This is a genomic window from Azospirillum lipoferum 4B (assembly GCF_000283655.1).
Lineage (GTDB): Bacteria > Pseudomonadota > Alphaproteobacteria > Azospirillales > Azospirillaceae > Azospirillum > Azospirillum lipoferum_C.
Map to the genome: position 1 here is coordinate 1,842,984 of NC_016622.1, position 25,426 is coordinate 1,868,409.

Here is a 25,426-nt window from a genome sequence, read left to right on the forward strand (position 1 = left end):
TTAACTCTTTCGTAACCATCTAAAATTCGTCAAGCTCTTTCGCGACATGGTTAACAAACCATTGCCGTGGTTGTTATGCCAGGGAGTGCCGGGCATCGACCGGCGAAGGTTGGCGGAATGGAGCGGACGGTGGCGAACACGCGCGCGACGTCGAACGGGCCGGATACACCGGGGACATCCGACGCCGGATTCGTCGAGCGGGTCCGCGACGCCATCGACCGGCAGGAGCTGTCGCTGGTCTTCCAACCACAGGCCGACGTCTTCACCAACCGCCTGACCGGGTTCGAGGCGCTGTCGCGCTGGCGCCTGTCCGACGGCACCATGCTGCCCCCCGACGTCTTCGTGCCGATGGCCGAACAGGGGGAGGCAATCCACCTGCTGGGCGAATGGACCCTGCGCGAGGCCTGCTCGGCGGCGGCCGGCTGGCTCCGCGCCGGCATCGTCGACGTTCCGGTATCGGTGAACCTGTCGGCCCGTCAGCTCGACGATCCGGGTCTTGTGCTGAAGGTACTGGGGATCCTGGCCGAAACCGGCCTGCCCGCTGCGAACCTCAAGCTGGAACTGACCGAAACCGCGATGTTCAGCCAGACCGCCGACGCGCGGGAGGCCCTGCTGCAGCTGCGCGGCGCCGGAATCCGGATGGTGCTGGACGATTTCGGCACCGGCTGGTCGTCGCTCGCCACCCTGCGGCGGGTGCCGGTGGAAGCGCTGAAGATCGACAAGCAGTTCGTCCAGGCGATGGTGGAGGATCGCGACTCCGCCGCCATCGTCCAGGCGGTGGTGGCGCTTGCCCATGCCCTCGACCTCGGTGTGGTGGCGGAGGGGGTGGAGACGGCCGAACAGCGCCTGTACCTCCAGGCCTACCGCTGCGACACGCTGCAGGGCTATTGGCTGTCGCGCCCGCTGACCGCCGACGGCGTGGCGGAGTTCCTGGCCGAACGCAGCGTCGTCATCGGCCTGAAGCCGGGCGGGCCTTCCGCTGTTCCGCCGACATCAGGATGACCCGGCGGGTCTCGTCCCACTCCGTCAGGTCGCCGGCCTCATCGGCGGTGGCCCAGCAGGCTTCCAGCGCATCGTCGGCGCAGATCGGGTCGCCCTCCGCACTGTCCGCCGCCACCTCCACCAGCGTGTAGTGGTAATGGACGCGGCCCTCGGCATCGGGGGTGATGGCGTCCACCACGGTGACGATGCCGGTCGGCACCACCTCCAGCCCGGTTTCCTCCCGCACCTCGCGGATCGCGGTCTCGAACACGGTCTCGCCCACCGACTGCGCCCCGCCCGGCAGGCTCCATTGCCCCAGCCGCGGCGCCTTGCCCCGCCGGATCAGCAGGACCCGGTCCCCGCGCCAGACGACGACCCCCACCCCCACCCAGGGACGGTCGGGATATTCGCGGCTGGAACGGTCGGGCTGGGTGGAGGACATGCGTGGCTCCCTATCGATGGCTTGACCCGACGTTAACGCGATCCGACACTGGCACACCAGACGCGACGACGCGCCGCCGCCTTTTGCCGGCTCACATTCACAGCCCCATGGCCGTCCCATGAAGCTCAACGAAATCCGCACCTTCATCGCCGTGGCCGATGCGCAGTCGGTGCAGGAGGCCGGCAACCGGTTGGGGCTGACGCAGTCGGCGGTGTCGCGGCTGATCCAGCGGCTGGAGGCGGAATTGGGCGTCGTGCTGTTCGACCGGCAGACCAAGCCGTTGGCGCTGACCCGCGACGGGGAGCTGGCGCTTGCCCATGCGCGGCGCATCCTGGCGGCGGCCAGCGACTTCGCCGACGCGTTCGCCGGGTCCGCCGAACCGCGCGGGCTGCTGCGGCTGGGCGTGGCGCATGTGCTGACCGCGCTTGCCGCCGGACGGCCGCTGGACGATCTGCGCGCCGGCTTTCCGGGCCTGACGTTGCGGCTGCATTCCGACTGGAGCAACCCGCTGATCGAGCAGGTTCGCGCCGGTACGCTCGATGGCGGGCTGATCCTGATGTGCGAGGAGCAGACGCCGCCCGACGACCTGCCCGCCCGCCGGATCAGGACCGAGGATGTCAGCATCGTCGCCTCCCCCGACCGGTCGGTCGGCGCCGATCTGGCATCGATGAACGAACATGGATGGGTGTTGCAGCCCAACGGCTGCCGGTATCGCGAGGCGCTCCATCAAGCGCTGGCGCCGCTGGGACTGCAGCCGAACGTGACGGTGGAGGCCTACGACCAGAGCCTGCTGGTGTCGCTGGTCGCGCGCGGTGTCGGATTCGGGCTGGCGCCGATGGGCCTGATCGCGCCGATCCCCGGTGCCGCCCTGGTGCGGCCGGTCGAGCTGCCCGGCTTCCGGATGTCGGTGACCATCTGGCTGATCCAATCGCGGACGACCGGACGCATCGCCCCGGTGTTCGACCGGCTGGAGGAGGCGCTGCGGCGCGAGTTGGCCACCGCTCAGCCGGTGAAGCAGGCGATGGAACAGGTCGCCCTCTTGCATTCCGCCGCGGAATGACCCGGTTGCCGATTATGAATTTGCCGAACTGTTGATGCCTGCCTATCGTCGGAGGCGACACAACGCCACGATGCGTCTTCCGCTTCCGCGCTGCCGCGCCGGATTGGCACGCATCGGCACCCGACCCCGGAGGACGCCTTGACCACCGCCACCCCCGCACCGGCGCCCTCCTGGAGGACGCCAGCACTCGTCGTCGTCTGCGGCTGCCTGATCTCGATGCTGGCCTTCGGACCGCGGTCCAGCATGGGCCTGTTCATCGGGCCGCTTTCGGAAACCCGCGGCTGGGGCCGCGATGTCTTCGCGCTGGCGATGGCGATCCAGAACATCCTGTGGGGGGCCGGCGGCCCCTTCGCCGGGGCGCTGACCGACCGCTACGGCCCCGCTCCGGTGCTGGCCGGCGGCGGGCTGCTCTATGCCGCCGGGCTGGCGCTGATGCCCTACGCCACCACCAGCGTCGAACTGTACCTGACGGCCGGCGTGCTGATCGGGCTGGGGCTGTCCGGCGCCTCCTTCGGCATCATCATCGCCGGCTTCACCCGGCTGCTGCCGCCGGAACAGCGCAGCTGGTCGGTCGGCATCGCCACCGCGGCCGGCTCGATGGGCCAGTTCCTGTTCGCGCCGATGGGCCAGGCCTTCATCGCCGGCTTCGGCTGGCAGACCGCCCTGCTCCTGCTGGCGGCATCGATGATCGCGGTGCCGCTGCTGGCCGGCGTCTTTCCCGGCCCGAAGGGCATGACGGCGAGCGGCACCCCGGCGGTGACCGGCGCCAACATCGGCTACATCGCCGCGGTGCGGCAGGCCTTCCAGCATCGAAGCTATGTGCTGCTGGTCGCCGGCTTCTTCGTCTGCGGCTTCCAGCTGGCCTTCATCACCACCCACCTGCCGCCCTACCTGACCGAGGCCGGCATCAGTGCGTCGCTCGCCGCCTGGGCACTGGCGCTGATCGGCCTGTTCAACGTCATCGGTTCCTACGCATCCGGCGTGCTGGCGGGCAAGGTCAGCAAGCGCTATCTGCTGTGCGCCAACTATTTCTCGCGCGGCATCGCGACCGCCATCTTCATCCTGCTGCCGATCTCGTCGGTGACGGTGATCGTCTACGCTGCGGTGATGGGGCTGCTGTGGCTGTCCACCGTGCCGCCGACCTCCGGCCTCGTCGCGCTGATGTTCGGCACCCGCTACATGGGCACGCTCTACGGCTTCGCCTTCTTCAGCCATCAGGTCGGCGGCTTCCTGGGCGTCTGGCTGGGCGGCGTCCTGTATGAGCGCACGGGGTCCTACGACGTCGTCTGGTGGCTGGGCGTGGCGCTGGCCATGTTCGCGACCATCGTCCACTGGCCGATCGCCGAGAAGCCCGCACCATCGCTGGCGGCGGCCGAGGCGAAGGCGTAAGGTAGGTGTCATGAGCGACCGCCCCACCCCCTCCTCTTCCGGTCTCCCCATCGGCCACGGCCTTGCCGCGGCGCTGTTCGGCGGCGTCCTGCTGGTGTGGGCGGGGCTGATGGGGCTGTCGCTGCAACGTGCCGCCCTGCCGGACGCGACCGACGGCATGATGCTGGCGGTCTTCTCCCCCGGCACCAGCGACGCCGATGCCATGGCGGCGATGGCGCGGGCCGGGGGCGAGCCGGTGCGTTCCACCTGGCTCGGATTCGCCTGGGTCGCCCGCGGGACGGAGCCCGGATTCGTCGGCCGGCTGAAGGCGGAGGGCGCGCTCGGCGCCTTTGGGGAGCTTCCGGTCGGGCCGACGCTGGGCGGCTGCACCGCCACCCCGGTCGACACCGCCAAGATCGCCGCGACCCGCTTGCAATAGGCACCTCTTTCCACCCTGCGGAGCAGCTTGGGCCTCACCAACGGTGGACGCGCGTCCCTTGCGGTGTCATAGTGCGGCCCGCATTCGACCAGCCCCGTGTCCGCGGGGCCAGACTCCGGAATTCGTGAGCGACGATGAGCGAGCCGATCTCCCTGTTCACCAAACTGGCGAACATCCACATCCGTTACGTCACGTGGCGTCGGGGCGCCAAGGTCGGCAGCGACCGCTTCGGCAACGTCTATTACCGCAGCAAGGACACCAAGGCCGGCACGCGTGAGCGCCGCTGGGTCCTGTATGCCGGTGAGCCCGACGCCTCCAAGATCCCGCCGGAATGGCACGGCTGGCTGCACCACACCACCAAGGATCCGCTGCCCGAGGGGTCGAGCGCCTTCCACAAGCCCTGGCAGAAGGAACATCTGCCCAACATGTCGGGCTCGGTCCAGGCCTATCGTCCGCCCGGCCATGCGCTGGCCGGCGGGAAGCGCGTGCCGGCCACCGGCGATTACGAGCCCTGGACGCCGAACTGACCCCTGCCTGGGACTGACCCTCACGTCAGAGCGGAAAGCCCGGCCCCTTTCGGGCCGGGTTTCGTTTCTGGAACTCGCAGCAGGATAGCTCTATGCGCCGGAATGTGATCGAAACCGTGCTGGGCGGCGTCGTGCTCGCCGTGGCCGCCGTGTTCCTTGTCTTCGCCTACAAAAGCGCCGATCTGCGCAAGGTGCAGGGCTATGACATCACCGCCAACTTCACCAGCATCACCGGCCTGCAGGGCGGCGCCGACGTCCGCATCAGCGGCGTGAAGGTCGGCACGGTCACCGGACTGTCCCTCGACCCCACCAGCTATCAGGCGGTGGTCCACCTGTCGGTCGACAATTCGGTGAAGCTGCCGAAGGACACCGCTGCGGTCATCGCGTCGGAAAGCCTGCTGGGCGGCAAGTTCCTGTCGCTGGAGCCGGGCGGCGATCCCGACATGATCAAGCCGAACGGCAAGATCGAGTTCACGCAGAGCACGCCGGGCCTGGAACAGCTGCTGGGTCAGGTCATCTTCTCGCTGCAGAGCATGAGCAAGCCGGGCGAGTCGTCGAACGGCCAATCCTCCCAGCCGCCGGCACAGCCGCCGAAGCTGTAATCGCCAACCCTGGGCGTGGCCGGAACAGACGGCCACGCTCCGGCGTTCTTCCTGCTGTCCGGACGGCGACTGCCGCCGGATCCTGTAGCAGGAGGAGTTCGATGCGTCTTTCCCATTTGGCCGCGTTCGGCTTGGCCCTGGCGACCGCTGCCTGCGGCGCCGACATGCAAGAGAAAACCGCCAGCGAACGGCTTGGCGGTGCTGGCGCCGGTGCGGCGACCCAGAAGATCGAAGACCACGACACGGCCCAGAGCGGGTCCGGCTCCACCTACAGCGCCCCTGCATCGCGCAGCAGCGTCACGCGCTGAACCATCCGCCACGGACAACCCATCCCGGCGTCCCCGCCACTGGACGCTGACCCGCTTCCGGGCTAGAAGGCGGAGCGCCCCCGGCAGAACCCGCGCCGACAGGCAGGTCCCGGCCGCGAGGGCGCCGTCCGCAATAACGGAAGCGATCCGACGTGACGCGACTCTCAAGATGTTTCCGGCCGGCCGCCCGGTTGATGGGTACCGCGGCGGTGCTGGTCCCGCTGGCCGTCCAGGCTGCCCCGGTCCCGAACCAGATGTTGGAGCGGCCGGCGGCAAAGCTGCAATGGCTGGACAAGGTGACCGCCCGCACCTCCACCTTCACCATGAAGGTCGGGGAAACCAGGGCGATGAGCAGCCTGCGCATCACGCTGCGCGCCTGCCGCGAGAACCCGCCGATCGAAACACCGGAATCCGCGGCCTTCCTGGAGGTGACGGAAATCAAGCCCGGCGAGCAGGCGGAACAGGTCTTCAGCGGCTGGATGTTCGCCTCCAGCCCTGCCCTGTCGGCGATGGAAAACCCGATCTACGACGTGTGGGTTCTGGGCTGCGAGCAGTGAGGGCGTCGGGGAGGGTCGGGCTTATTGCCCCCTCCCCATCCCTCCCCCGCTATGCGGGAGAGGGGGTAGGACGCTTGCCGGCGTGACCTAATCGTCGAAGCGGCGGCAGTCCCCTCTCCCGCGATCGGACCGGCCTTTGGCCGGCCGAGGGCGGGGGAGGGTTAGGGAGGGGGCACGCGCCGCGATACCGATCCCTTACTCCGCCACCGCCGCGATGGGATTGCCCAGCGCCTTGTCCAGATAGTCGTCGACCTGCGTCGCCAGATCGTCGGTGCGGTTGACGAAGAAGTGGCTGGCGCCGGGGACCACGCGGTGGTCGATGCGGATGTCCTTCTGGTGCGACAGCTTGGTCACCAGCTTGCTCACCGCAGCCTGGGGCACCACCTCGTCCTTGTCGCCATGGATGATCAGGCCCGAGGACGGGCACGGCGCCAGGAAGGAGAAGTCGAACAGGTTGGCCGGCGGCGAGACCGACACGAAGCCGTCGATCTCCGGACGGCGCATCAGAAGCTGCATGCCGATCCAGGCGCCGAACGACACGCCGCCGATCCAGCAGACCGGCGCATTCGGGTTGTAGGTCTGCAGCCAGTCAAGCGCCGCCGCGGCGTCGGCCAGTTCCCCCTCCCCCTTGTCGTAGGTACCCTGGCTGCGCCCGACACCGCGGAAATTGAAGCGAAGCGCCGAATAGCCGCGCTTGGTGAAGGACTGGAACAGGGTGAAGACCACCTTGTTGTTCATCGTCCCATTGTGCTGCGGGTGCGGGTGCAACAGCAGCGCGACCGGGGCGTTCGGCTGCTTGCCGTGGGTGTAACGGCCTTCCAGGCGACCGGCGGGACCGTTGAAGAGCACTTCAGGCATGGGAACGACGTTCCTGACGCGGACAAAGGGTTGTTGGAACCGCCGCAGCGGCGAACCGGGGATGATCCGGCCTGCCGCCCCGACGCACGGGGCCTTACGAGCCCCTCACGGATTTTCCCGCTTTGGAGTGGGGTTTTTCGCACACAATTCTTGACCGTTTTGCTTGGTCATCATATATGCGTCGTAACGTCCTCCGGGGCAACCCGCCTGACCCGCCCGATCGGCCCAGCGCTAGCGGGACCGGCCGAAAGACCGGGTCCATGCCGGTCGGATCCGCAAGGTTCCGGACCGGAAGGTCCTGAACCGCAAGGTTCCGACCGGCCGAAGCCGGGCGCGGGCGACCGATGAGAGCGGCGGACTATACCACGGCGGGTGATGGCGTGTTCAAGCATCTTCGCGAAGAGATCGACGGGATCATGGCGCGCGACCCGGCGGCGCGGTCCCGGCTGGAGGTGGCGGTCTGCTACCCCGGATTTCATGCGATCGTGCTCCATCGCCTTGCCCGGCGTGCCCGCGACGCCGGCTGGCACCTGACCGCCCGCCTCGTCTCGCAGATCGCCCGCTCGCTGACGGGCATCGAAATCCATCCCGGCGCCACCATCGGCCGCCGCTTCTTCATCGACCACGGCATGGGCGTCGTGATCGGCGAGACGGCGGAGATCGGCGACGACGTCATGCTCTATCACGGCGTGACGCTGGGCGGCACCTCGCTCGATCCCGGCAAGCGCCATCCGACGCTGGGCGACGGCGTGATCGTCGGCGCCGGCGCCAAGATCCTGGGCGCCGTCACCATCGGGCGCGGCGCCCGCATCGGCGCCAATGCCGTCGTGGTGGCCGACGTGCCTGCCGACACCGCTGTCGTCGGCATCCCGGCCAAGCCGGTCACCCCGCGCGACCGGGCGGAAACGCGCAAGTTCATGCCCTACGGCACCCCCTGCGGCGAAATCCCCGATCCGGTGGCCCGCGCACTGACCGGCCTGCTCGATCAGGTGACGGCGCTGCAGGCCCGTGTCGGCGAGTTGGAGGCGGCGAACCCGCCATCGGCCGCAGCCTTACTACCCCGTTCAACACCCACACCGCTGGAAGCGGTGGCGTCCCACCCCGTCGGGATGCAAGAAGCCCAAGGAGAACCGCGATGAGACTCAGCACCAAGGGACGCTATGCCGTGATGGCGATGGTCGATCTGGCCGCCACCAGCCAGGGCAGCCCGGTCGCGCTGGCGGACATCGCGGAACGGCAGGAGATCTCGCTGTCCTATCTAGAGCAGCTGTTCGCCAAGCTGCGCAAGGGCGGGCTGGTCAAGAGCGTGCGCGGTCCCGGCGGCGGCTATCTGCTGGCCCACCCGGCCGATGCCACCCGGGTGTCCGACATCATCCTGGCGGTGGACGAACCGATCCGCACCACCCGCTGCGCCAATGGCACGCCGCAGGGCTGCCGCACCAACCGATCGCGCTGCCTGACCCACGACCTGTGGGAGGAACTGGGCAACCAGATCCACATGTATCTCAGCTCGGTCACCGTGGCCGACGTGGTGGAGCGGCGGATCATCGGCACCAGCGGCCTGAACCTGCTGCGCCCGGCCCCGGCCGCCGACAGCGCCGCGGTCGCCGCCGCCGAGTGAAGACGACCCTTTCCGGACACGAGCACGCCTGAAAAGTGACCACCCTACCCGCCAACCTGTTCCGGCGGACCGGAGTCTATCTCGACCACAACGCCACCGCCCCGCTGAAGCCGGAGGTGAAGGCGGCGATGGGTCAGGCGATGGATCTGGTCGGCAACCCGTCCTCCGTGCATGCCTTCGGCCGCAGCGCCCGGCGCGCGGTGGAAGAGGCGCGCGCCGCCGTGGCCGCGCTCGCCGGGGTCAGGCCGGCGCAGGTGCTGTTCACCGGCAGCGGGACGGAGGCCAACAACTTCGCGCTGCGCGGCTTCGCCGGCCGCCGGGTGCTGACCTCGGCCATCGAGCATGAATCGGTGCTGGCCGCCCGGCCCGACGCAGAGCGTTTCGGCGTGACCCGCGACGGCATCGCCGACCTGCAGGATCTGGAGAGCCGCCTGGCCGGTGGGGACGAACCGGCGCTGGTCTCGCTGATGCTGGTCAACAACGAGACCGGGGTGATCCAGCCGGTGGCGGACACGTCCAGGATCGCCCACGCCCATGGCGCGCTGGTCCATTGCGACGCCGTGCAGGCGGCGGGACGGCTGCCTCTGTCGCTGTCCGGCCTCGGCATCGACCTGATGACGCTGTCGGCCCACAAGCTGGGCGGCCCGACCGGCGTCGGGGCGCTGATCCTGGCCGAGGGGCTGGAACCCGATGCGCTGATCCGCGGCGGCGGCCAGGAACGGCGCAAGCGCGCCGGCACTGAGAATCTGCTGGGCATCGTCGGCTTCGGTGCCGCGGCGCGTCTGGCGCTGGACGGGCTGGCGGCGGCCGCCGACCTCGCCGCCCTGCGCGACCGGCTGGAGCGCGAGGCGCTGGCCGCCATGCCGCGCGCCCGCGTGATGGGCGCCGGTGCGGCGCGCGTCGCCAACACCAGCTGCCTGATGCTGCCCGGCCTGCCCGGCGAGACCCAGGTGATGACGCTCGACCTCGCCGGGGTGGCGGTCAGCGCCGGCTCGGCCTGCTCCAGCGGCAAGGTGAAGCCGTCGCATGTACTGGCGGCGATGGGCGAGGACGACCGCTCCGCCGCCAGCGCCATCCGCGTCAGCCTGGGCTGGACCAGCGACGAAGAGGCGGTCGACCGCTTCCTGACGGCCTGGACCGCGATGGCGCGGCGAAGCGCGCCCGCGAATGGCTGAGCCCCCGGTGCCGGCATGGCTGCGCGACCATCTGTCTCCTGTCCGGAAAGCCTGCATTCGCGCATTGCGCCGAATGCGGCTTCTGGGTATGACGCCGCGGAAGGCCTCTATGATGTCGGGCCGGATGGCGGCGGGGGTATGATGTCGGGTACACCATCCTATCGGCCGAGCCTTTCGGCGTTTTGACGGACAGCGCGCATGACCCGTTCCAAATCCGGCCCGCCCGGCAACAACAGCGGCGGAATTTCCGGCGCCATCGCCGGCGATCTGGAGCCCTGCGGCGCCTGCGGCCGCTCGGTGGCGCCGCGCGCCCTGTTCTGCCACGCCTGCGGTGCGGCGCAGCCGCCGCGGCCGCTCGACCCCTTCACCCGGCTGGGGCTGGAACGGCGCTTCGACATCGATCTGGAGCAGCTGTCGAAGCAGCATGCCGGCTTCACCCGCGCCATGGACCCGGAACGCTTCGCCGCCCGCGGCCCGCGCCAGCAGGCCAACGCCAAGGCCCAGGTCGACGCGCTGCGCGAAGCCTACGAGGTGCTGCGCGATCCCATCCGCCGCGCCCATGCGCTGCTGTCACTGCTGGGCGGCGCGCCGGCCGCGAGCGACGGGGCCGGGAATGGGGCCGATAACGGCGATGAGGAGATCGCCGACCTCGCCGCCCGGCTGACCCGTGCCGACGACGCGCTGGAACTGGACCGCATCGGCCTGGACCTCGGCCAGCGGATCGAGGCCTGCATCAAGTATCTCGCCCCCGCCTTCCGCAAGGCGCAGACGGCCTCCGGCCCGGACAGCCCGCCGGCCACCGATGGCGCCGCCCGCATCCTGGCCCGGCTGGAACGGCTGGAGGCGCTGGCAGCCGACGTCCGCGACCGCCGTGCCGCCCTGACGCCGCCGCGCCCCTGACCCGGCCTAACCCTTTCCAACCCCTGCCCTTTCAATCGCTAGGCAACCTTAGAAGAACGAGGACCCCATGCCCAAGATGACCTTCATCGAGCCCGATGGCAGCCGCCGCGAGGTGGACGCCCCGCTCGGCCTGTCCGTGCTGGAGATCGCGCACAAGAACAGCCTGGACCTGGAAGGCGCCTGCGAGGGCTCGCTGGCCTGCTCCACCTGCCATGTCGTGATCGAGCCGGAATGGTTCGACGTCCTGCCGGAAGCGCAGGAGGACGAGGAGGACATGCTGGACCTCGCCTTCGGCCTGACCAAGACCTCGCGCCTCGGCTGCCAGATCATCATGACCGAAGAGCTGGACGGTCTGGTCGTCCGCCTGCCGGGCGGCAGCAACAACGCGATGAAGTAACGGCGCGGGGGAACCCTGTTCCGGCCGCCGGAGACGGCGTCACGCGACGCAAGACCCGGCGGCCTCTTTCCCCTGCCCGTCCCCTGTTTCGATTTCCTACTTTCCCGGGCGCCTGCCCGTACCATATAGGGCGCCATGAACTCCCTCGGTCTTTCAAAGCGCCCCCAGGACACCCGCGTCGTCGTCGCGATGTCCGGCGGGGTGGATTCCTCCGTCACCGCCGCCGTGCTGCGGGAGGAGGGCTATGACGTCGTCGGCATCACGCTGCAGCTTTACGACCACGGCCTCGCCTTGCAGAAGCCGGGCGCATGCTGCGCCGGCCAGGACATCTACGACGCCCGTCAGGTCGCCGACCGCATCGGCATCCCGCATTACGTCCTGGATTACGAAGGCCGCTTCAGCCAGGACGTGATGGATGATTTCGCCGACAGCTATCTGCGCGGCGAAACGCCGATCCCCTGCGTGCGCTGCAACCAGCGCGTCAAGTTCCGCGACCTGCTCAACACCGCCCGCGACCTTGGCGCCGACGCGCTCGCCACCGGCCATTACGTCCGCCGCATCGCCGGTCCGCAGGGCGCCGAACTGCACCGCGCCGTCGATCCCGCCAAGGACCAGAGCTATTTCCTGTTCGCCACCACGCGCGAACAGCTGGAGTTCCTGCGCTTCCCGCTGGGCGGCCTGACCAAGCCGGAAACCCGCGCGCTGGCCGAGCGCCACGGGCTGGAGGTCGCCGCCAAGCCCGACAGTCAGGACATCTGCTTCGTGCCCAACGGCAATTATGCCGAGGTGGTGGCGAAGCTGCGCCCCGGCTCCGTCGAGCCCGGCGACATCGTCCATGTCGACGGCCGCGTTCTGGGCCGCCACAAGGGCGTCGTCCACTACACGGTCGGCCAGCGCAAGGGGCTGGGCATCGGCGGCATCCGCGGTCAGGAGGAGGAAGCGCTCTACGTCGTCCGCCTGGAGCCGGCCCGCCGCCGCGTCGTGGTTGGCCCACGCCGCGACCTCGCCCGCTCGCTGGTAATGGTGCGCGACGTGAACTGGCTCGGCCCCGATCTCGCCGACGGTGCGGGGATCGAGGTGTCGGTGAAGCTGCGCTCCGCCCAGCCGGCGGCCCCCGCCCTGTGGCGCGCCGGGCCGGACGGCAGCGCGCGCGTCGAACTGCTGGAGGCCCAGCACGGCATCGCCCCCGGTCAGGCCTGCGTCGTCTACCAGGGCGACCGCGTGCTGGGCGGCGGCTGGATTGCCGGCACCGCCGGAGGTGTGGCCGAGGGCGCCGAGGTGGGTGAAACGGTGGCTTGAATCAGGGGGTTAAGCGGTTTTCCGCCGACCGGCCGAAAAAAAACGCACCCCCCGAAAATTCCGCGTTGACAGGCCAACTCGCCCTATCCTATATAGCGGCTCCCGGCGGCAACGACGGGACACGATGGTAGCCAACGGCGGCGGAAACGCCAACAACGGCGAACACGATGGCAGCGTAGCTCAGTGGTAGAGCAGGGGAATCATAATCCCTTGGTCGGGGGTTCAAATCCCTCCGCTGCTACCATCAGAAAGGCCAGTCAATCCAACGGATTGACTGGCCTTTTGCTTTCTGGCCGACGCGGTCTTCGGGGGCGCCAGTAAGCACCCAGTAAGCACGCGGCCGACGAACTACCGGCGGGTTCCGATCACGGTCGGAATCGCCAGGCGCATGGCGACCGGTGTGTAGATGTCCACCGGTGCGCCGGGGGCGCGAATCGAGACGATCAGGGCGTAACGGGCCGGCGTGCTCCAGCGGTCCAGGAAGGGCTTCTCCTTCCACCAGCCACCGACCGGGAAGACGCCGATAGCGTCGCGCGACGCCAGCTCGGCCGCGGTTCCCCGCCACCAGTCCGAATGGATCGAGCCGCGGTCGCGCAGGGTGCCGAGCAGCCAGCCGTCGCCACCGGTCGCTGTGGCCGTGCCCCCTTCCTCCTCCTCACGGGCCGCCTTGTTGATACGGCGTCGGAAGTCGTCCAGCGGCTCGGTCGCGCGTTTGACGGCGAAACGCAGGGCGTGCGACGCGTAGCGGTGCCGCCGCGTCCAGCCGCGCTCGCCGGGATTGGGCTCGACGAAGTACGACAACGTAAGGCGCAGTTCCACGGGCAGTTCGCCAAGCGCCTCCAGTTCGTCGCGCGGCCAGGGCAGCCGGTGCAGGTTCATGTTCTTCATCGTCGCCGTGCTGCCGTCGCGCTGAAACGGCTGCACCTCGTCCTCGACCATGAGGGTAAGGTCGTTGCTGGCGCTCAGCAGAGCCCGCCCGAGGTCCGGCACACCATAACCATAGCGGCGCAACAGCGCCTGCATCTCGCGCTTCCCGCCACAGGCGTCGAACCGCGCCCGCATCGCCGGAGTCCATTCCGCGGCATGGACGATCAGCCCGCGCACCGTCTCCGGCCACAGCCGGGGCCGGGCCGTCCTGATCCGGGCGGCCATGTTGGCCGCCAGGGCCGTGGCACCGCTGGTGTCGCCCAGCGTGTCGAACAGGCGCCGCGCGGGCCGGTAATGGGTCGTCAGCAGTTGCAGGTCGTCGATGGCTTCCGGCGGAAAGCGGCCATCCCCAGCGAGATTGCCGCCTTCGAACGTCACCTCGGGCTTGATCGGCCATTGGCGCTCCCACAACACCGACGTCCGGCTGCGCGGTGAAAGGTCTCCCGCTGGAGCCAGAGGCGCCCAGCCGTCGTAAGCCGGATGGGTGATGGTAATCTTGTCCGTGCAGGCGCCGACCGTCAGCGCGTTCCACGCCTGGGCGGGGTCTTCGACCGGCTCCAGATCGTTCCGGTCGAGGTAGGCGGCCGGATCGAGGTCATCCCGGATGTTGCCGGCGGACACCACCACGAGGCGGCGCCCGGTTTCGTCGAAGCAAAGCTGATCGATGGCGGACGACCACGACGACGGCCTCCCGCGTGACGGGCTCGGGCTGGTCACCGCCATGCAAACGACTCGGTTGCGGAACGGCGCCTGCACCTCGGCGCGGGCGATGGCTTCACCGGTGAGCGCGCCGTACAACTCCGGCTCGTTGTCCGGAACGCCGTCGGGCGGCAGGATCTTTACACTTTCCAGCCGATGGGACAGGGTGACCGGATCGGCCGTCTCCAGGACCGCATGCAGGTCGCCGTAGAGTGCGGCCCCCGCCATGGCCGTACCGTGCCCCAACCACCGGCCAGCGGAGTCGGCCACGCCCCAATCAGGATTGACCGTGTGCAGGTCCTCGTCGGCGAGAGCCGGACGCAGCAGCGGGTGTCCCGCCGTAGCGCCGCTGTCGAGCAGGCAAACAGCGCTGGCAGCGCCATCCGGCGGCGTCAGGCGACCGAGAAGCTCATCCGTCCACTCCCGCTGGGCGGCCCCATCCATGGCGAGGAACATGGCCGGCGTGTCCTTGGCCGCCCGCAATTCAGCCACCGCGTCGCTGTTGCGCACCAGCCGGGTCATCGTGGCCTCATCGGCCAGGGCTAGCACCACGTCCCGTTCGGGAAAGCGGACGGCGTGCGGTTTCACAGGCACGTTCAACCGTCCGGCGACTCGCTCGAACAGCGGGCGTGTGTCGCGGCGCAGCCACACCTCCCACCAGATTGCCTGACCGGGGGGCGGATACAGCGCGTCCGCATCAGTGAACAGTGAGCGCACGGTGGCCACGCGCACCGTTTCCAGGCGGGTGACCAGAGCTTGGTTCTTCGGGTGGCCCTTGGCCGTCTGTTCGGTTCGATAGGCTTCCACCTTGTCCAGGTAGAACGACTCGGCGCCGGCCGGGATGAACACCGTGGCGGCAACCGGCCCGGCCGGATCGCCGGGATCGCGAACGGCGACGACCTCCACGGCCTTGCGGCGGTCGCCGAGCTGGTCGATGGCGGCCCGTTCGGCAGCGGCGATCTCGACCTCCAGATAGAAGCCCGGCCTGCCTTCCGCGATGTCGGGCTCCCGCGCCGCCATCTCGCGGCGTCCGCCCGCGAGCGCTTCGCCGATGGCCCGTTCGAGCGCCTGCGCGTGGCCCTCACGGTCGCGCAACGGCAGTGGACGGGGCGTGATCTTCTGCGGTGGGCGGCTGTAGGGCTCGGAGGTGCCGCCGCCTTCGACGTGGAGGTGCGGCCGGTCGCGCGGAGTATCGGGCATCGGCACGGTCTGCGGCTATTCCGTGGTGGCGCGCCGCTCCGCGATGGCCGCGAGCAACGCTTCGGTGGTGATCGTGATGCCGCCGTCGAGCACGGCGGCTTTGGCGGCTTCATCCGCAGCGCGGGTCGATTCGGCATGGCTCAGGCCGACGGCAGCCTCCGCGACGGCTTTCCAGTCGATCCAGTCCACCGTGAACGCGGCGAGACGCGCCTTGAGCAACCGCTCGATCAAGGTGGCGTCGGGCAGCGTGTACTCCAGGACGTCGTCGAACCGGCGGAACAACGCCCGATCAAGCAAATCCGCATGATTCGTCGCCGCGACGATCAGGCCCTGACTGTCGTCCTGCTCCAGGAATTGCAGGAAGGAGTTGAGAACGCGCCGGATTTCACCGACATCGTTCTCGGTCGTGCGGCGGGCGCCAAGCGCGTCGAACTCGTCGAAGAAGTACACACCCCGAGTCGCCGCCATCGCCTCGAACACGAGCCGCAGCTTGCCCGCCGTGTCCCCCATGAACTTGGAGATGAGACCGTCGAGCACGACGGTGAACAGCGGCAGCCGCAGTTCACCGGCCAACGCCGCTGCCGTCATCGTCTTGCCCGCCCCGGGCGGTCCGACGAGCAGGAGCTTGCGGCGCGGCACGAGGCCATGTGCGCGAAGCCGTTCCTGCTGCGTCTGTTCCAGAAGCGTACGCCGCAGGCGCCGCTCGACGCCGTCGGTCAGCACCATGCTATTGAGCCGCACGTCCGAATATCGGACAGACAACAGGTTCGCCAGCTCGCCCTTCGGCTGAACCAGCGGTACGGGGCCGCCGGGCCGCCGCTCGACCGCGCTCGGCCGGACCTTGGCTGCATCGATCAGGTCGCGCAGTTCCTGGGCCAGCTTGCCGTGTCCCTGGCGCGCTTCAAGCGCAGCAACCTGCATCGCCACCGAGAGGAACTGCTGTTCATCCCCGGCGATGTGGCTCTTGAGCAGGGCAATGATGTGGCGTGCGGCGGTCATAATGAGAACGATATAGGAACAAAGGGGTCAACACCAAGGATCGGCAGACGCGCTTGGCGCGCACGGAGTCTAACGGCTTCTTGCCACATTGTATCCTGCCATTGAGCGGCCCGTCGATTTTGGTGTGGATAACCATCCTGAGGGGGGACTCCAACCATGACATAGGCCATCCGCGCCAAGCTCCCCGCCAATGGAGCTTGGGTGAGAGGGCGCCAGAGGATCGAAATCGGCAATCCGGAACCCCCTGTCATCTGTTGCGGCACCGCGCCGAAAAGGGAGAGGGCCGGGAGGGGAACCATGACGGGCTTGGAAGCGGGAGGAAAGGCCTCCGGCCGGTCCGTCGCGGAGACCTGTCATGCCTCATGCCCTGCGAGACGCCCAGCCTGCTTCCGGGCGCGCCAGCCTGTACGCCGAGATCACCACCCGCATCATCGCCGAACTGGAAGCCGGGCGGCTGCCCTGGGTCCAGCCGTGGGGAGGCGCGGACACCGCCTCCCTCGGCCTGCCGCGCAACGCCTCTTCCGGCCGCCCCTACAGCGGCATCAACGTTCTGATCCTGTGGGGAGCCGTCTTCGCCGGCGGCTTCTCAGGCCAGACATGGCTCACCTACCGGCAGGCCCAGGCGCTGGGCGGCACCGTCCGCCGGGGCGAGCGCGGCACCACAATCGTCTACGCTGCCCGCTTCGTTCCCGACCGCGAGCGCCTTAGGGCGCGCGAGGAAGGTGAGACCGCCCAGCCGATCCCGTTCCTCAAGCGCTTCACTGTCTTCAACACCGACCAGTGCGACGGCCTGCCCGAGAACATCGCCCCGATGCCGCCGCCGATTCCGGCGGGACTGATCCTGCCGCGGGCCGAAGCGCTGATCCGCGCCAGCGGGGTGGAGGTCCGCATCGGCGGCGACCGGGCCTTTTACCATCTCCAGCACGATTGCGTGCAGGTGCCGGCTCCCCAGAGCTTCTTCGAGCCGGTCAACTGGCACCGCACAGCCCTCCATGAGCTGGGTCACAGCACCGGCCATCCCAGCCGGCTGGGCCGCGACCTGTCCGGCGCCTTCGGCTCCCGGAAATACGCGTTCGAGGAGCTGGTGGCTGAGATCGCCTCGGCCTTTCTCTGCGCGGCCCTCGGCATCGTACCCACCGTCCGCCATGCCGACTACATCGGCACCTGGCTGGAGGTGCTGCGCGAGGACGATCGCGCCATCGTCCGGGCCGCCAGTCAGGCCAGCCGAGCCGCTGATTATCTGCTTGCTTGCCTGCCCGAAGGCACCATGCCCGGAAGAGAGGAAGAGGGGGGTGGGGATCGGGGGGACGGGTGAGGAGATCGGGAGAGAGGCTCCCGGCCGCCCGTCGCGGAGATCATCCCCATGGCCGTCGCCAAGATCGTCCTCAGCACCTCGCGCGACATCCCCTTCAACAAGCTGGTGCTGTCCCAGGCCAACGTCCGCAAGCTCAAGGCCGGCGTCTCGATCGAGCAGCTCGCCGAGGACATCGCCCGGCGCACCCTGCTGCACGGGCTCACCGTCCGGCCGGTGCTCGACGCCGAGGGCAACGAGACCGGAGTCTATGAGGTGCCGGTCGGCGGCCGCCGCTTCCGGGCGCTGGAACTGCTGGTCCGGCAGAAGCGCATGAGCCGGACCCAGCCGGTCCCCTGCGTGGTGCGTAGCGGCGGCCTCGCCGAGGAGGACTCGCTGGCCGAGAACCTGCAGCGCGAGCCGCTGCATCCGCTCGACCAGTTCCGCGCCTTCCAGACCCTGCGCGAGGCGGGTCTGGGCGAGGAGGAGATCGCCGCCCGCTTCTTCGTCGCCCCCGCCGTGGTGAAGCAGCGCCTCAAGCTGGCCGCCGTCGCCCCGGCCCTTCTCGACGCCTACGCCGAGGAGCGGATGACGCTGGAGCAGTTGACGGCCTTCACTGTCACCGACGACCGGGCGCGCCAGGAGCAGGTGTGGGAGACGCTGTCGCGCGCCTACAGCCGCGAACCTTATCAGATCCGCCGGTTGCTGACCGAGGGGGCGGTGCGGGCCTCGGACAAGCGGGCGCTGTTCGTCGGGCTGGAGAGCTATGCGGCGGCCGGCGGCATGGTGATGCGCGACCTGTTCCAGCTCGACGACGGCGGCTGGTTGCAGGATCCGGCGCTGCTCGACCGGCTGGTCGCCGAGAAGCTGGAGGCCGAGGCCGCCATCATCCGGGCCGAGGGCTGGAAGTGGGTGGAGGCGGCGCTGGCCTTCCCCTATGGCCACAGCCGGAGCCTGCGCCGTCTGGCCGGCGAGCCGGTGCCGCTGACCGAGGCCGAACAGGCCACCTACGACGCGCTGCACACCGAGTACGAGGAACTGGAGAACACCGATCCAGCCGACCTGGAGGCGCTGGAGACCTCGTCGCAGCGGCTCAACGCCATCGACGTCGCGCTGCGGGAGCTGGAGGAGCGGCCGCTGGTCTTCGAGTCGGCCGAGGTGGCGCGGGCGGGGGTGTTCGTCAGCGTCGATGCCGAGGGCCGGCTCCAGATCGACCGCGGCTACGTGCGGCCGGAGGACGAGGCGCCGGTCGAGCCGGTGCCGGTGGCCGGCAGCAATGACGCCCCGGCAGCCGAACCGGTGAGCGGTGCCGGCGGCACTGTCGCGGCTCAACCCGCCGTCATCATCGGCGGCAGCCGGGTCTCGGCACCCGCGCCGATCCCCGCCACCGGATCGGACGGTGCGGATGAGGAGGACGCCATCCGCCCGCTGCCCGACCGGCTGCTGACCGAGCTGAGCGTCCACCGCACCCTGGCGCTGCGCGACGCGCTCGCGCGGGAGCCGGACACCGCCTTCCTGGCGGCGCTCCACGCGCTGTGCCTGCGCCTGTTCTATCACCGGGGCAGCGGCTCCTGCCTCGACCTGGAGGTGAAGAGCGCGACCTTCAGCGTGCAGCCGCCGGACCTCGCCGCCAGCGCCGCGGCGAAGGCGATCGACGCCCGCCAGCGCCTGTGGGCCGAGCAGTTGCCGCGGGAGCCGGACGAGCTGTGGACGGTGCTGCTGGGGTTCGACGGCGCCAGCCGGGTGGCGCTGTTCGCCCACTGCGTCTCTCTGGGCGTCAACGCCGTGCATGAGTCCTGGAACCGGGCGCCGCAGCGTGCCGCCCATGCCGACGTGCTGGCCGGGGCGGTCGGGCTGGACATGGTGGCGGCAGGCTGGACGGCAACGGTGGACAGCTATCTCGGCCGGGTGCCGAAGATGCGCATCCTCGAAGCGGTGCGGGAGGCGCGGGGCGCCGAGGCAGCCCGGCTGATCGACCATCTGCGCAAAGGCGACATGGCGAAGGAGGCCGAGCGGCTGCTCGCCGGCAGCGGCTGGCTGCCGGAACCGCTGCGCGCCCGGCCGGAGGAAGCCCCGACGGCCGGGGATGGAGACGTGGTCGATCATGGGGACGCGGTTGACAGCGGCGACAGCGTCGGCGGTGCGGGCACCGATGCTCTGCCCGCTTTCCTGACCGGCGCCGGTGGTCCGGGGGATGAGGAAGAGGAGGCTCCCGCCAAGGCGGCCTGATCGCGGTGTGGCGGAGTGGCGCCCGGCCGCTCCGCCTTCTTCCCTTCCTTCATCCGGAGGTTCGCCATGACCATGATCGCCGATGCCCGCGGTTTCCCCGCGGACGCCCGTGCCGCCGCGCGCGGAACCGCGGGCGCCGCCCTGTTCGCCGTCGCCGAGCGGCTGCTGCCCGACCTCGAACGCGGCCGTGCCATCGACATCGCAGCGTTGCGCACCGCGATGACGGCGGCCTTCGGCGGCACCGACGCCGAGGGCGCCTGGACCTGGAAGCTGGCCTACGATGCCGGCGAGGCCGCGCAGCTTCTGTTCCTCCGTCGCTTCGGCGCCGCCATACGCCTCCGGGCCGGTGACCCGGCGGCCTTCGCGGCGCTGCTGGCGCGGGTGGCGGCGCTGCTGCCGTCCCAGACCCGCCGCTCCGAGGAGAGCCAGGCCCGCCAGCAGTTCTCGACCCCGCTGCCGCTGGCTGCTGCGGTCGCCGCGGCCGCGGCGCTGACCCCGGCCGACCGTGTGCTGGAACCGTCCGCCGGCACCGGCCTGCTGGCCATCTTCGCCGAGCTGGCCGGGGCCTCGCTCGTTCTCAACGAGTTGGCGGACAGCCGGGCCGGCCTGCTGGAACGGCTGTTTCCCGGCGTGCCGGTAACCCGGTTCGACGCCGCCAGCCTGCACGATCACCTCGATCCGGCGGTGGTGCCGACGGTGGTGCTGATGAACCCGCCTTTCTCGGCCCTGGCCGCGGTGGACGGCCGGGTGGCCGACGCCGCGCTCCGGCACATCGCCGCGGCCCTGGCCCGGCTGGCCGAGGGTGGGCGTCTCGTCGCCGTCACCGGTGCCGGGCTGTCCCCGGATCATCCGGCGTGGCGGGACGCCTTCACCCGCGTGCAGGAGCGTGGCCGGGTCATTTTCTCCGCCGCCGTTGACGGCAAGGTCTACGCCCGCCACGGCACCACCGTCGACACCCGCCTCACCGTCATCGACCGCATCCCGGCCGAGGACCCGACCGTCTTTCCGTCCTCCTTGGGCACCGCCCCCGACGTTGCGACGCTGCTCGGCTGGGTCCGACAGGCCGTTCCATACCGTGCACCGATGGCCGCGTCCACAACGCCGCTCCGGCCGATGATGGCCCGGCCTGCGGCGGGACGAAAGGCGCGCCGGGCAATGCCCAGCCCCAGGACCATGGCGCCGATGGAGCCGACGGCGGTCGAACTGGTCTACGAGACGCGCGACTGGACGCCGCCCGCCGACGCCCGGCTCACCGCCGGCCTCTACGAGCCCTACGCACTGCAATCCATTGTCATCCCCGGCGCCCGGCCACACCCGACGCCGCTGGTGCAGTCCGCCGCCATGGCTTCGGTCGCGCCGCCCAAACCGCGCTACCGCCCGCATCTGCCGGCCGCCCTGGTCACCGGCGGCACCCTCTCCGACGCCCAGTTGGAGAGCGTCATCCTCGCCGGCGAGGCGCACGCTGGCCACCTCGCCGGCTTTTGGATCGTGGACGAGACCTTCGACAGCGTCTCGGCCGCGCCGGAGGGGGCCGATGGGGCGGTGCGTTTCCGCCGCGGCTGGTTCCTTGGCGACGGCACCGGCGCCGGCAAGGGCCGGCAGGTCGCCGGCATCCTGCTCGACAACTGGCTGAAAGGCCGCCAGCGCGCACTCTGGGTCTCGAAGTCCAACACCCTGATCGAGGACGCCCAGCGCGACTGGTCGGCCCTCGGCCAGGAGCGGCTGCTGGTGACTCCGCTGTCGCGCTTTCGGCCCGGCGTGCCGATCACGCTGGAACGCGGCATCCTCTTCACCACCTACGCCACGCTGCGCGGCGACGGCGGCGAGAACGCCGTGCCGCGCGTGCAGCAGATCGTCGACTGGCTCGGCCGCGACTTCGACGGCGTCATCGTCTTCGACGAGTCCCATGCCCTGCGCAACGCCGGCGGCACCGCCGGCTTCGGCGGCGAGGGCAGCGCCGGCACCCCGTCCCAGCAGGGCCGCGCCGGCCTGCGGCTCCAGCATGCCCTGCCGGAGGCCCGAATCCTCTACGTCTCCGCCACCGGCGCCACCACCGTGCACAACCTCGCCTATGCCCAGCGCCTCGGGCTGTGGGGCGGCGAGGATTTCCCCTTCGCCACCCGTGCCGAGTTCGTCCAGGCCATCGAGGCCGGCGGGGTCGCCGCCATGGAGGTGCTGGCCCGCGACCTCAAGGCCCTCGGCCTCTACAGCGCCCGCTCGCTCTCCTTCGACGGCGTCGCCTACGAGATGGTCGAGCACCGGCTGACGCCGGGACAGATCGCGATCTACGACGCCTACGCCGCCGCCTTCCAGGTCATCCACGCCAACCTGAACGCAGCGCTGGAGGCCAGCAATGTCACCGGAAGCGGCGGCACCCTGAACCGCGCCGCCAAGGCCGCCGCCCGTTCCGCCTTCGAGAGCGCCAAACAGCGCTTCTTCAACCACCTGATCACCGCGATGAAGACGCCGACCCTGCTGCGCGCGATCGAGCGCGACCTCGCCGCCGGCCACGCGGTTGTAGTGCAGCTTGTCTCCACCGGCGAGGCGCTGATGGAGCGCCGGCTGGCCGATCTGCCCACCGAGGAATGGGGCGACATCCGCATCGACGTCACGCCGCGCGAGTACGTGCTCGACTATCTGGCCCACTCCTTCCCGGTGCACCTGCACGAGCCCTTCACCGACGGTGACGGCACCCTGTCGTCGCGGCCGGTGTGGCGGGACGGCCAGCCGGTGCTGTGCCGGGAGGCGGTCGAGCGGCGCGACCGCATGATCGAGCGGCTGGCGGCGCTCGACCCGGTGCCGGGGGCGCTCGACCAGATCGTCCAGCGCTTCGGCGTCGAGATGGTGGCCGAGGTCACCGGCCGCTCGCGGCGCATCGTGCGCAAGCTCGACCCCGGCGGGCTGGAGCGGCTGGCGGTGGAGAGCCGCCCCGGTTCGGCCAACCTCGCCGAGACCCAGGCCTTCCTCGACGACGACAAGCGCATCCTGGTCTTCTCCGACGCCGGCGGCACCGGCCGCAGCTATCACGCCGACCTCGGGGCGAAGAACCAGAGGCTGCGGGTGCATTACCTGCTGGAGGCCGGCTGGAAGGCCGACGCCGCCATCCAGGGGCTGGGGCGGACCAACCGCACCAACCAGGCGCAACCGCCGCTGTTCCGCCCGATCGCCACCGATGTCCGAGGCGAGAAGCGCTTCCTCTCCACCATTGCCCGCCGGCTCGACACGCTGGGGGCTATCACCCGCGGCCAGCGCCAGACCGGCGGTCAGGGCCTGTTCCGCGCCGACGACAACCTCGAATCCGTCTACGCCCGTGCCGCCCTGCGCCAGCTCTACGGCCTGCTGCACGCCGGCAAGGTCGAGGGCTGTTCGCTGGGGGACTTCGAGGCGGCGACCGGGCTGTCCCTGAGCGACCGCGACGGTGGCCTGCGGGACGAGCTGCCGCCGATCACCACCTTCCTCAACCGGCTGCTGGCGCTGACCATCGGCTTGCAGAACACGCTGTTCGGCGTGTTCGAGCAGTTGCTGACCGCCAGGATCGAGGGGGCCATCTCGTCGGGCACCTACGACCGCGGCGTCGAGACGCTGGTGGCCGACAGCTTCACCGTCACCGGGCGGCGGACGCTCCACACCCACGCGGCGACCGGGGCGGAAACCCGGCTGTTCACCCTGGCCCGGCGCGACCGCAACCAGCCGATGGGTGCGGAGGACGCGCTGGAACGCGGTGCCGGACCGCAGGCCCGGTTGCTGGTGAACACGCGCTCGGGGCGGGCGGCGGTGGCGGTGCCGGCGGCGAGCCTGATGCTGGACGACGGGACGGTGGAGCGCCGGGTGCGGCTGCTGCGGCCGATGGAGCGGGTGACGGTGACGCTGGCCGAACTTGCCCAGAGCCAATGGCGTCCGGCCGAACCACCGGCCTTCTCGGCCGCCTGGGAGGCGGAGGTCGCCACGGTGCCGGACTTCTCCACCAGCACGCTCCACCTCGTGACCGGGCTGCTGCTGCCGGTGTGGCGGCGCCTGCCGGACACGAACCTGCGGGTGGTGCGGTTGCAGACCGACGCGGGCGAGCGGATCATCGGCCGCGTGGTGGCGCCGGACGTTCTGCCCGAGGTCGAGCGGAACTTCGGCGTTGGGGCCGGGGCGGCGGTTCCCGTGCCGTCGGTCGAGGAGGCCTGGACGCGGCTGCAAGGCGAGCGGGTGGCCCTGCATTTGGCCGACGGGCTGTGGCTGCGCCGGGTGACGGTGGCGGGCGCGCATCGCGTCGAGCTGTTCGGCTTCACCGGCGGGATGGTGGACCGGCTGAAGGCGCTGGGGCTGACGGGGGAGATCATCGCCTGGAGCCTGCGGCTGTTCGTGCCGGTGGGCGAGCGGGGAGCGGCGGTGTTCGCGGCACTGCTCGCACGGCACCCGCTGCTGCGCGTCGTCGAGCGGACGGTGGCGTGAGCGGCCGGCACCATGTCCGCGGCGTCGGAGATTGCGCAACGCCTCGCGCGGGAGGCCGAGGCGGTGTGCCGGCGCTACCTGCCGGTTGGCCGGCGGGAGGGCCACTACTGGCGGATCGGCGACGTTCAGGGCACGCCAGGGGGCAGCCTTTACGTCCACCTGCACGGCGTCGCCGCCGGCAAATGGGCCGACGCCGCCACCGGCGAGCACGGCGACCTGCTCGATCTCATCGGGGCGAACCGGGGGCTCGACCGCCTGCGCGACGTTCTGGCCGAGGCCCGGGCGTTTCTCGGCCAACCGAGGATCGGCCCTGGTCCCGGCGATCGTGAGGCGCCGGTGTCGGCCGGATCGCCGGAGGCCGCCCGCCGGCTGTTCGCCCGGTCCCTGCCGGTCGCCGGCACGCTGGCCGAGGCGTATCTGCGCAACCGCGGACTTCCGGACATCCGGAATTCCGGCCCCCTGCGCTTCCAGCCACGCTGCTGGTACCGGGATGCCGGGGACCGGTTCGTCGCCGGCCCGGCGCTGGTGGCGGCGGTCACCGACCTGGACGGCCGGCTCACCGGGGTGCAGCGGCTCTGGCTCGATCCCTCCGGCCGGGGCAAGGCGGCGATGCCGTCACCGCGCCGGGCGCTGGGGCACCTGCTCGGCAACGGCGTCCGCTTCGGCGTGGCGCGCGACGTGCTGGCGGCGGGGGAAGGCATCGAGACCATGCTGGCGCTGCGGCTCGCCCTGCCGGTCCTGCCTGCGGTGGCGGCACTCTCAGCCGGGCACCTTGCCGCCCTGCGGCTGCCGTCGGCGCTGCGGCGTCTCTACATCGCCCGCGACAACGACGCGGCCGGGCAGCGGGCCGTGGACCGGTTGGGCGACCGTGCTGACGCGGCCGGCGTCGAGGTCCGGGTGCTGGCGCCGCAGGCCAAGGACCTCAACGACGACCTGCGGGACCACGGTCTGGCGATGCTGCGGGCGCATCTGCGGGCGCAGCTCGCTCCAGAGGAGGGCGCAGCGGGCTGGGAGACTGGCGATCCGGGGCGCAACGGATAGGCAGGCGGGAAGCGGGCAAGTGTCGGGCGGGGCGCTGGTTGGAGCCGGGCAGCCCCTCCGGTCCGG

The 25,426-nt window shown here is 70.4% G+C and carries 22 protein-coding genes and 1 tRNA gene; 19 read left to right on the forward strand and 4 right to left on the reverse strand.

Translation table 11 applies throughout. The annotated features are described in order from the left end of the window. Positions 1–129: 129 nt before the first annotated feature. Positions 130–1,002 (forward strand): putative bifunctional diguanylate cyclase/phosphodiesterase, encoded by an 873-nt coding sequence (locus AZOLI_RS08550; RefSeq protein WP_244442462.1) that lies wholly within the window; start codon positions 130–132, stop codon positions 1,000–1,002. Here the strand turns inward: AZOLI_RS08550 and AZOLI_RS08555 are convergent. Beyond that, entirely contained in the window at positions 950–1,423 is a 474-nt protein-coding gene (locus AZOLI_RS08555; protein WP_014248214.1) for an NUDIX hydrolase, read from the reverse strand. The genes AZOLI_RS08550 and AZOLI_RS08555 overlap by 53 nt on opposite strands. 118 nt (positions 1,424–1,541) lie before the next feature. Between AZOLI_RS08555 and AZOLI_RS08560 the strand changes: the two genes are divergently transcribed. From AZOLI_RS08560 to AZOLI_RS08590, 7 genes are all read left to right on the forward strand, one after another. Further along, on the forward strand, positions 1,542–2,483 hold the full coding sequence (locus AZOLI_RS08560) for a LysR family transcriptional regulator (protein ID WP_014248215.1): 942 nt from the start codon (positions 1,542–1,544) through the stop codon (positions 2,481–2,483). A 138-nt stretch (positions 2,484–2,621) separates the two neighbouring features. After that, the gene (locus AZOLI_RS08565; RefSeq protein ID WP_014248216.1) at positions 2,622–3,872 is read left to right on the forward strand and encodes an MFS transporter; all 1,251 of its coding nucleotides are present in this window, start codon (positions 2,622–2,624) and stop codon (positions 3,870–3,872) included. A gap of 10 nt (positions 3,873–3,882) precedes the next feature. Then, positions 3,883–4,290 (forward strand): hypothetical protein, encoded by a 408-nt coding sequence (locus AZOLI_RS08570; protein WP_014248217.1) that lies wholly within the window; start codon positions 3,883–3,885, stop codon positions 4,288–4,290. 134 nt (positions 4,291–4,424) lie between these two features. Then, positions 4,425–4,817 carry an NADH:ubiquinone oxidoreductase subunit NDUFA12 gene (locus AZOLI_RS08575; protein ID WP_014248218.1) on the forward strand — a complete coding sequence of 131 codons (393 nt, stop codon included), beginning with the start codon at positions 4,425–4,427 and terminating at the stop codon, positions 4,815–4,817. Between the two features lie 92 nt (positions 4,818–4,909). Then, the gene (mlaD, locus tag AZOLI_RS08580; protein WP_014248219.1) at positions 4,910–5,419 is read left to right on the forward strand and encodes an outer membrane lipid asymmetry maintenance protein MlaD; all 510 of its coding nucleotides are present in this window, start codon (positions 4,910–4,912) and stop codon (positions 5,417–5,419) included. A 101-nt stretch (positions 5,420–5,520) separates the two neighbouring features. Further along, complete coding sequence (locus AZOLI_RS08585; protein ID WP_014248220.1) at positions 5,521–5,727, forward strand: hypothetical protein; 207 nt, start codon at positions 5,521–5,523, stop codon at positions 5,725–5,727. A 194-nt stretch (positions 5,728–5,921) separates the two neighbouring features. Further along, positions 5,922–6,284, forward strand: coding sequence for a DUF2155 domain-containing protein (locus AZOLI_RS08590; RefSeq protein ID WP_014248221.1), 363 nt, complete (start codon positions 5,922–5,924; stop codon positions 6,282–6,284). 195 nt (positions 6,285–6,479) lie between these two features. Here AZOLI_RS08590 and AZOLI_RS08595 read toward each other — a convergent pair whose 3' ends face one another. Continuing rightward, positions 6,480–7,142: an alpha/beta hydrolase gene (locus AZOLI_RS08595; RefSeq protein WP_014248222.1), complete on the reverse strand. Its 663-nt coding sequence runs from the start codon at positions 7,140–7,142 to the stop codon at positions 6,480–6,482. 344 nt (positions 7,143–7,486) lie between these two features. Between AZOLI_RS08595 and epsC the strand changes: the two genes are divergently transcribed. The 7 genes from epsC (at position 7,487) to AZOLI_RS08630 (ending at position 12,778) form a co-directional block, all read left to right on the forward strand. Then, on the forward strand, positions 7,487–8,281 hold the full coding sequence (gene epsC, locus AZOLI_RS08600) for a serine O-acetyltransferase EpsC (RefSeq protein ID WP_014248223.1): 795 nt from the start codon (positions 7,487–7,489) through the stop codon (positions 8,279–8,281). Then, positions 8,278–8,763, forward strand: coding sequence for an Rrf2 family transcriptional regulator (locus AZOLI_RS08605; RefSeq protein WP_014248224.1), 486 nt, complete (start codon positions 8,278–8,280; stop codon positions 8,761–8,763). Before epsC ends, AZOLI_RS08605 begins: the two co-directional genes overlap by 4 nt. A gap of 35 nt (positions 8,764–8,798) precedes the next feature. Further along, complete coding sequence (locus AZOLI_RS08610; RefSeq protein ID WP_014248225.1) at positions 8,799–9,938, forward strand: cysteine desulfurase family protein; 1,140 nt, start codon at positions 8,799–8,801, stop codon at positions 9,936–9,938. Positions 9,939–10,136: 198 nt separating this feature from the next. After that, positions 10,137–10,838, forward strand: coding sequence for a molecular chaperone DnaJ (locus tag AZOLI_RS08615; RefSeq protein ID WP_014248227.1), 702 nt, complete (start codon positions 10,137–10,139; stop codon positions 10,836–10,838). A 67-nt stretch (positions 10,839–10,905) separates the two neighbouring features. Continuing rightward, positions 10,906–11,235: a ferredoxin family 2Fe-2S iron-sulfur cluster binding protein gene (locus AZOLI_RS08620; protein WP_014248228.1), complete on the forward strand. Its 330-nt coding sequence runs from the start codon at positions 10,906–10,908 to the stop codon at positions 11,233–11,235. Between the two features lie 135 nt (positions 11,236–11,370). Continuing rightward, a complete protein-coding gene (gene mnmA, locus AZOLI_RS08625; RefSeq protein WP_044549893.1) occupies positions 11,371–12,534 on the forward strand; it encodes a tRNA 2-thiouridine(34) synthase MnmA in 1,164 nt (387 codons plus the stop codon). A 169-nt stretch (positions 12,535–12,703) separates the two neighbouring features. Next, a tRNA-Met gene (locus AZOLI_RS08630) sits at positions 12,704–12,778 on the forward strand. 104 nt (positions 12,779–12,882) lie between these two features. Here the strand turns inward: AZOLI_RS08630 and AZOLI_RS08635 are convergent. Next, the gene (locus AZOLI_RS08635) at positions 12,883–15,360 is read right to left on the reverse strand and encodes a S8 family peptidase (RefSeq protein ID WP_014248230.1); all 2,478 of its coding nucleotides are present in this window, start codon (positions 15,358–15,360) and stop codon (positions 12,883–12,885) included. A gap of 15 nt (positions 15,361–15,375) precedes the next feature. Then, the gene (locus AZOLI_RS08640) at positions 15,376–16,359 is read right to left on the reverse strand and encodes an AAA family ATPase (RefSeq protein ID WP_014248231.1); all 984 of its coding nucleotides are present in this window, start codon (positions 16,357–16,359) and stop codon (positions 15,376–15,378) included. 355 nt (positions 16,360–16,714) lie between these two features. Between AZOLI_RS08640 and AZOLI_RS08645 the strand changes: the two genes are divergently transcribed. The 4 genes from AZOLI_RS08645 to AZOLI_RS08660 all read left to right on the forward strand — a co-directional run bounded on the left by AZOLI_RS08645 (position 16,715) and on the right by AZOLI_RS08660 (position 25,360). Further along, a complete protein-coding gene (locus tag AZOLI_RS08645) occupies positions 16,715–17,674 on the forward strand; it encodes an ArdC family protein (RefSeq protein WP_014248232.1) in 960 nt (319 codons plus the stop codon). A 48-nt stretch (positions 17,675–17,722) separates the two neighbouring features. After that, entirely contained in the window at positions 17,723–19,879 is a 2,157-nt protein-coding gene (locus AZOLI_RS08650; protein ID WP_014248233.1) for a ParB/RepB/Spo0J family partition protein, read from the forward strand. 66 nt (positions 19,880–19,945) lie between these two features. After that, on the forward strand, positions 19,946–24,319 hold the full coding sequence (locus tag AZOLI_RS08655; RefSeq protein WP_014248234.1) for a strawberry notch-like NTP hydrolase domain-containing protein: 4,374 nt from the start codon (positions 19,946–19,948) through the stop codon (positions 24,317–24,319). A 63-nt stretch (positions 24,320–24,382) separates the two neighbouring features. Then, positions 24,383–25,360, forward strand: coding sequence for a DUF7146 domain-containing protein (locus AZOLI_RS08660; protein WP_429725857.1), 978 nt, complete (start codon positions 24,383–24,385; stop codon positions 25,358–25,360). Positions 25,361–25,426: the final 66 nt, after the last annotated feature.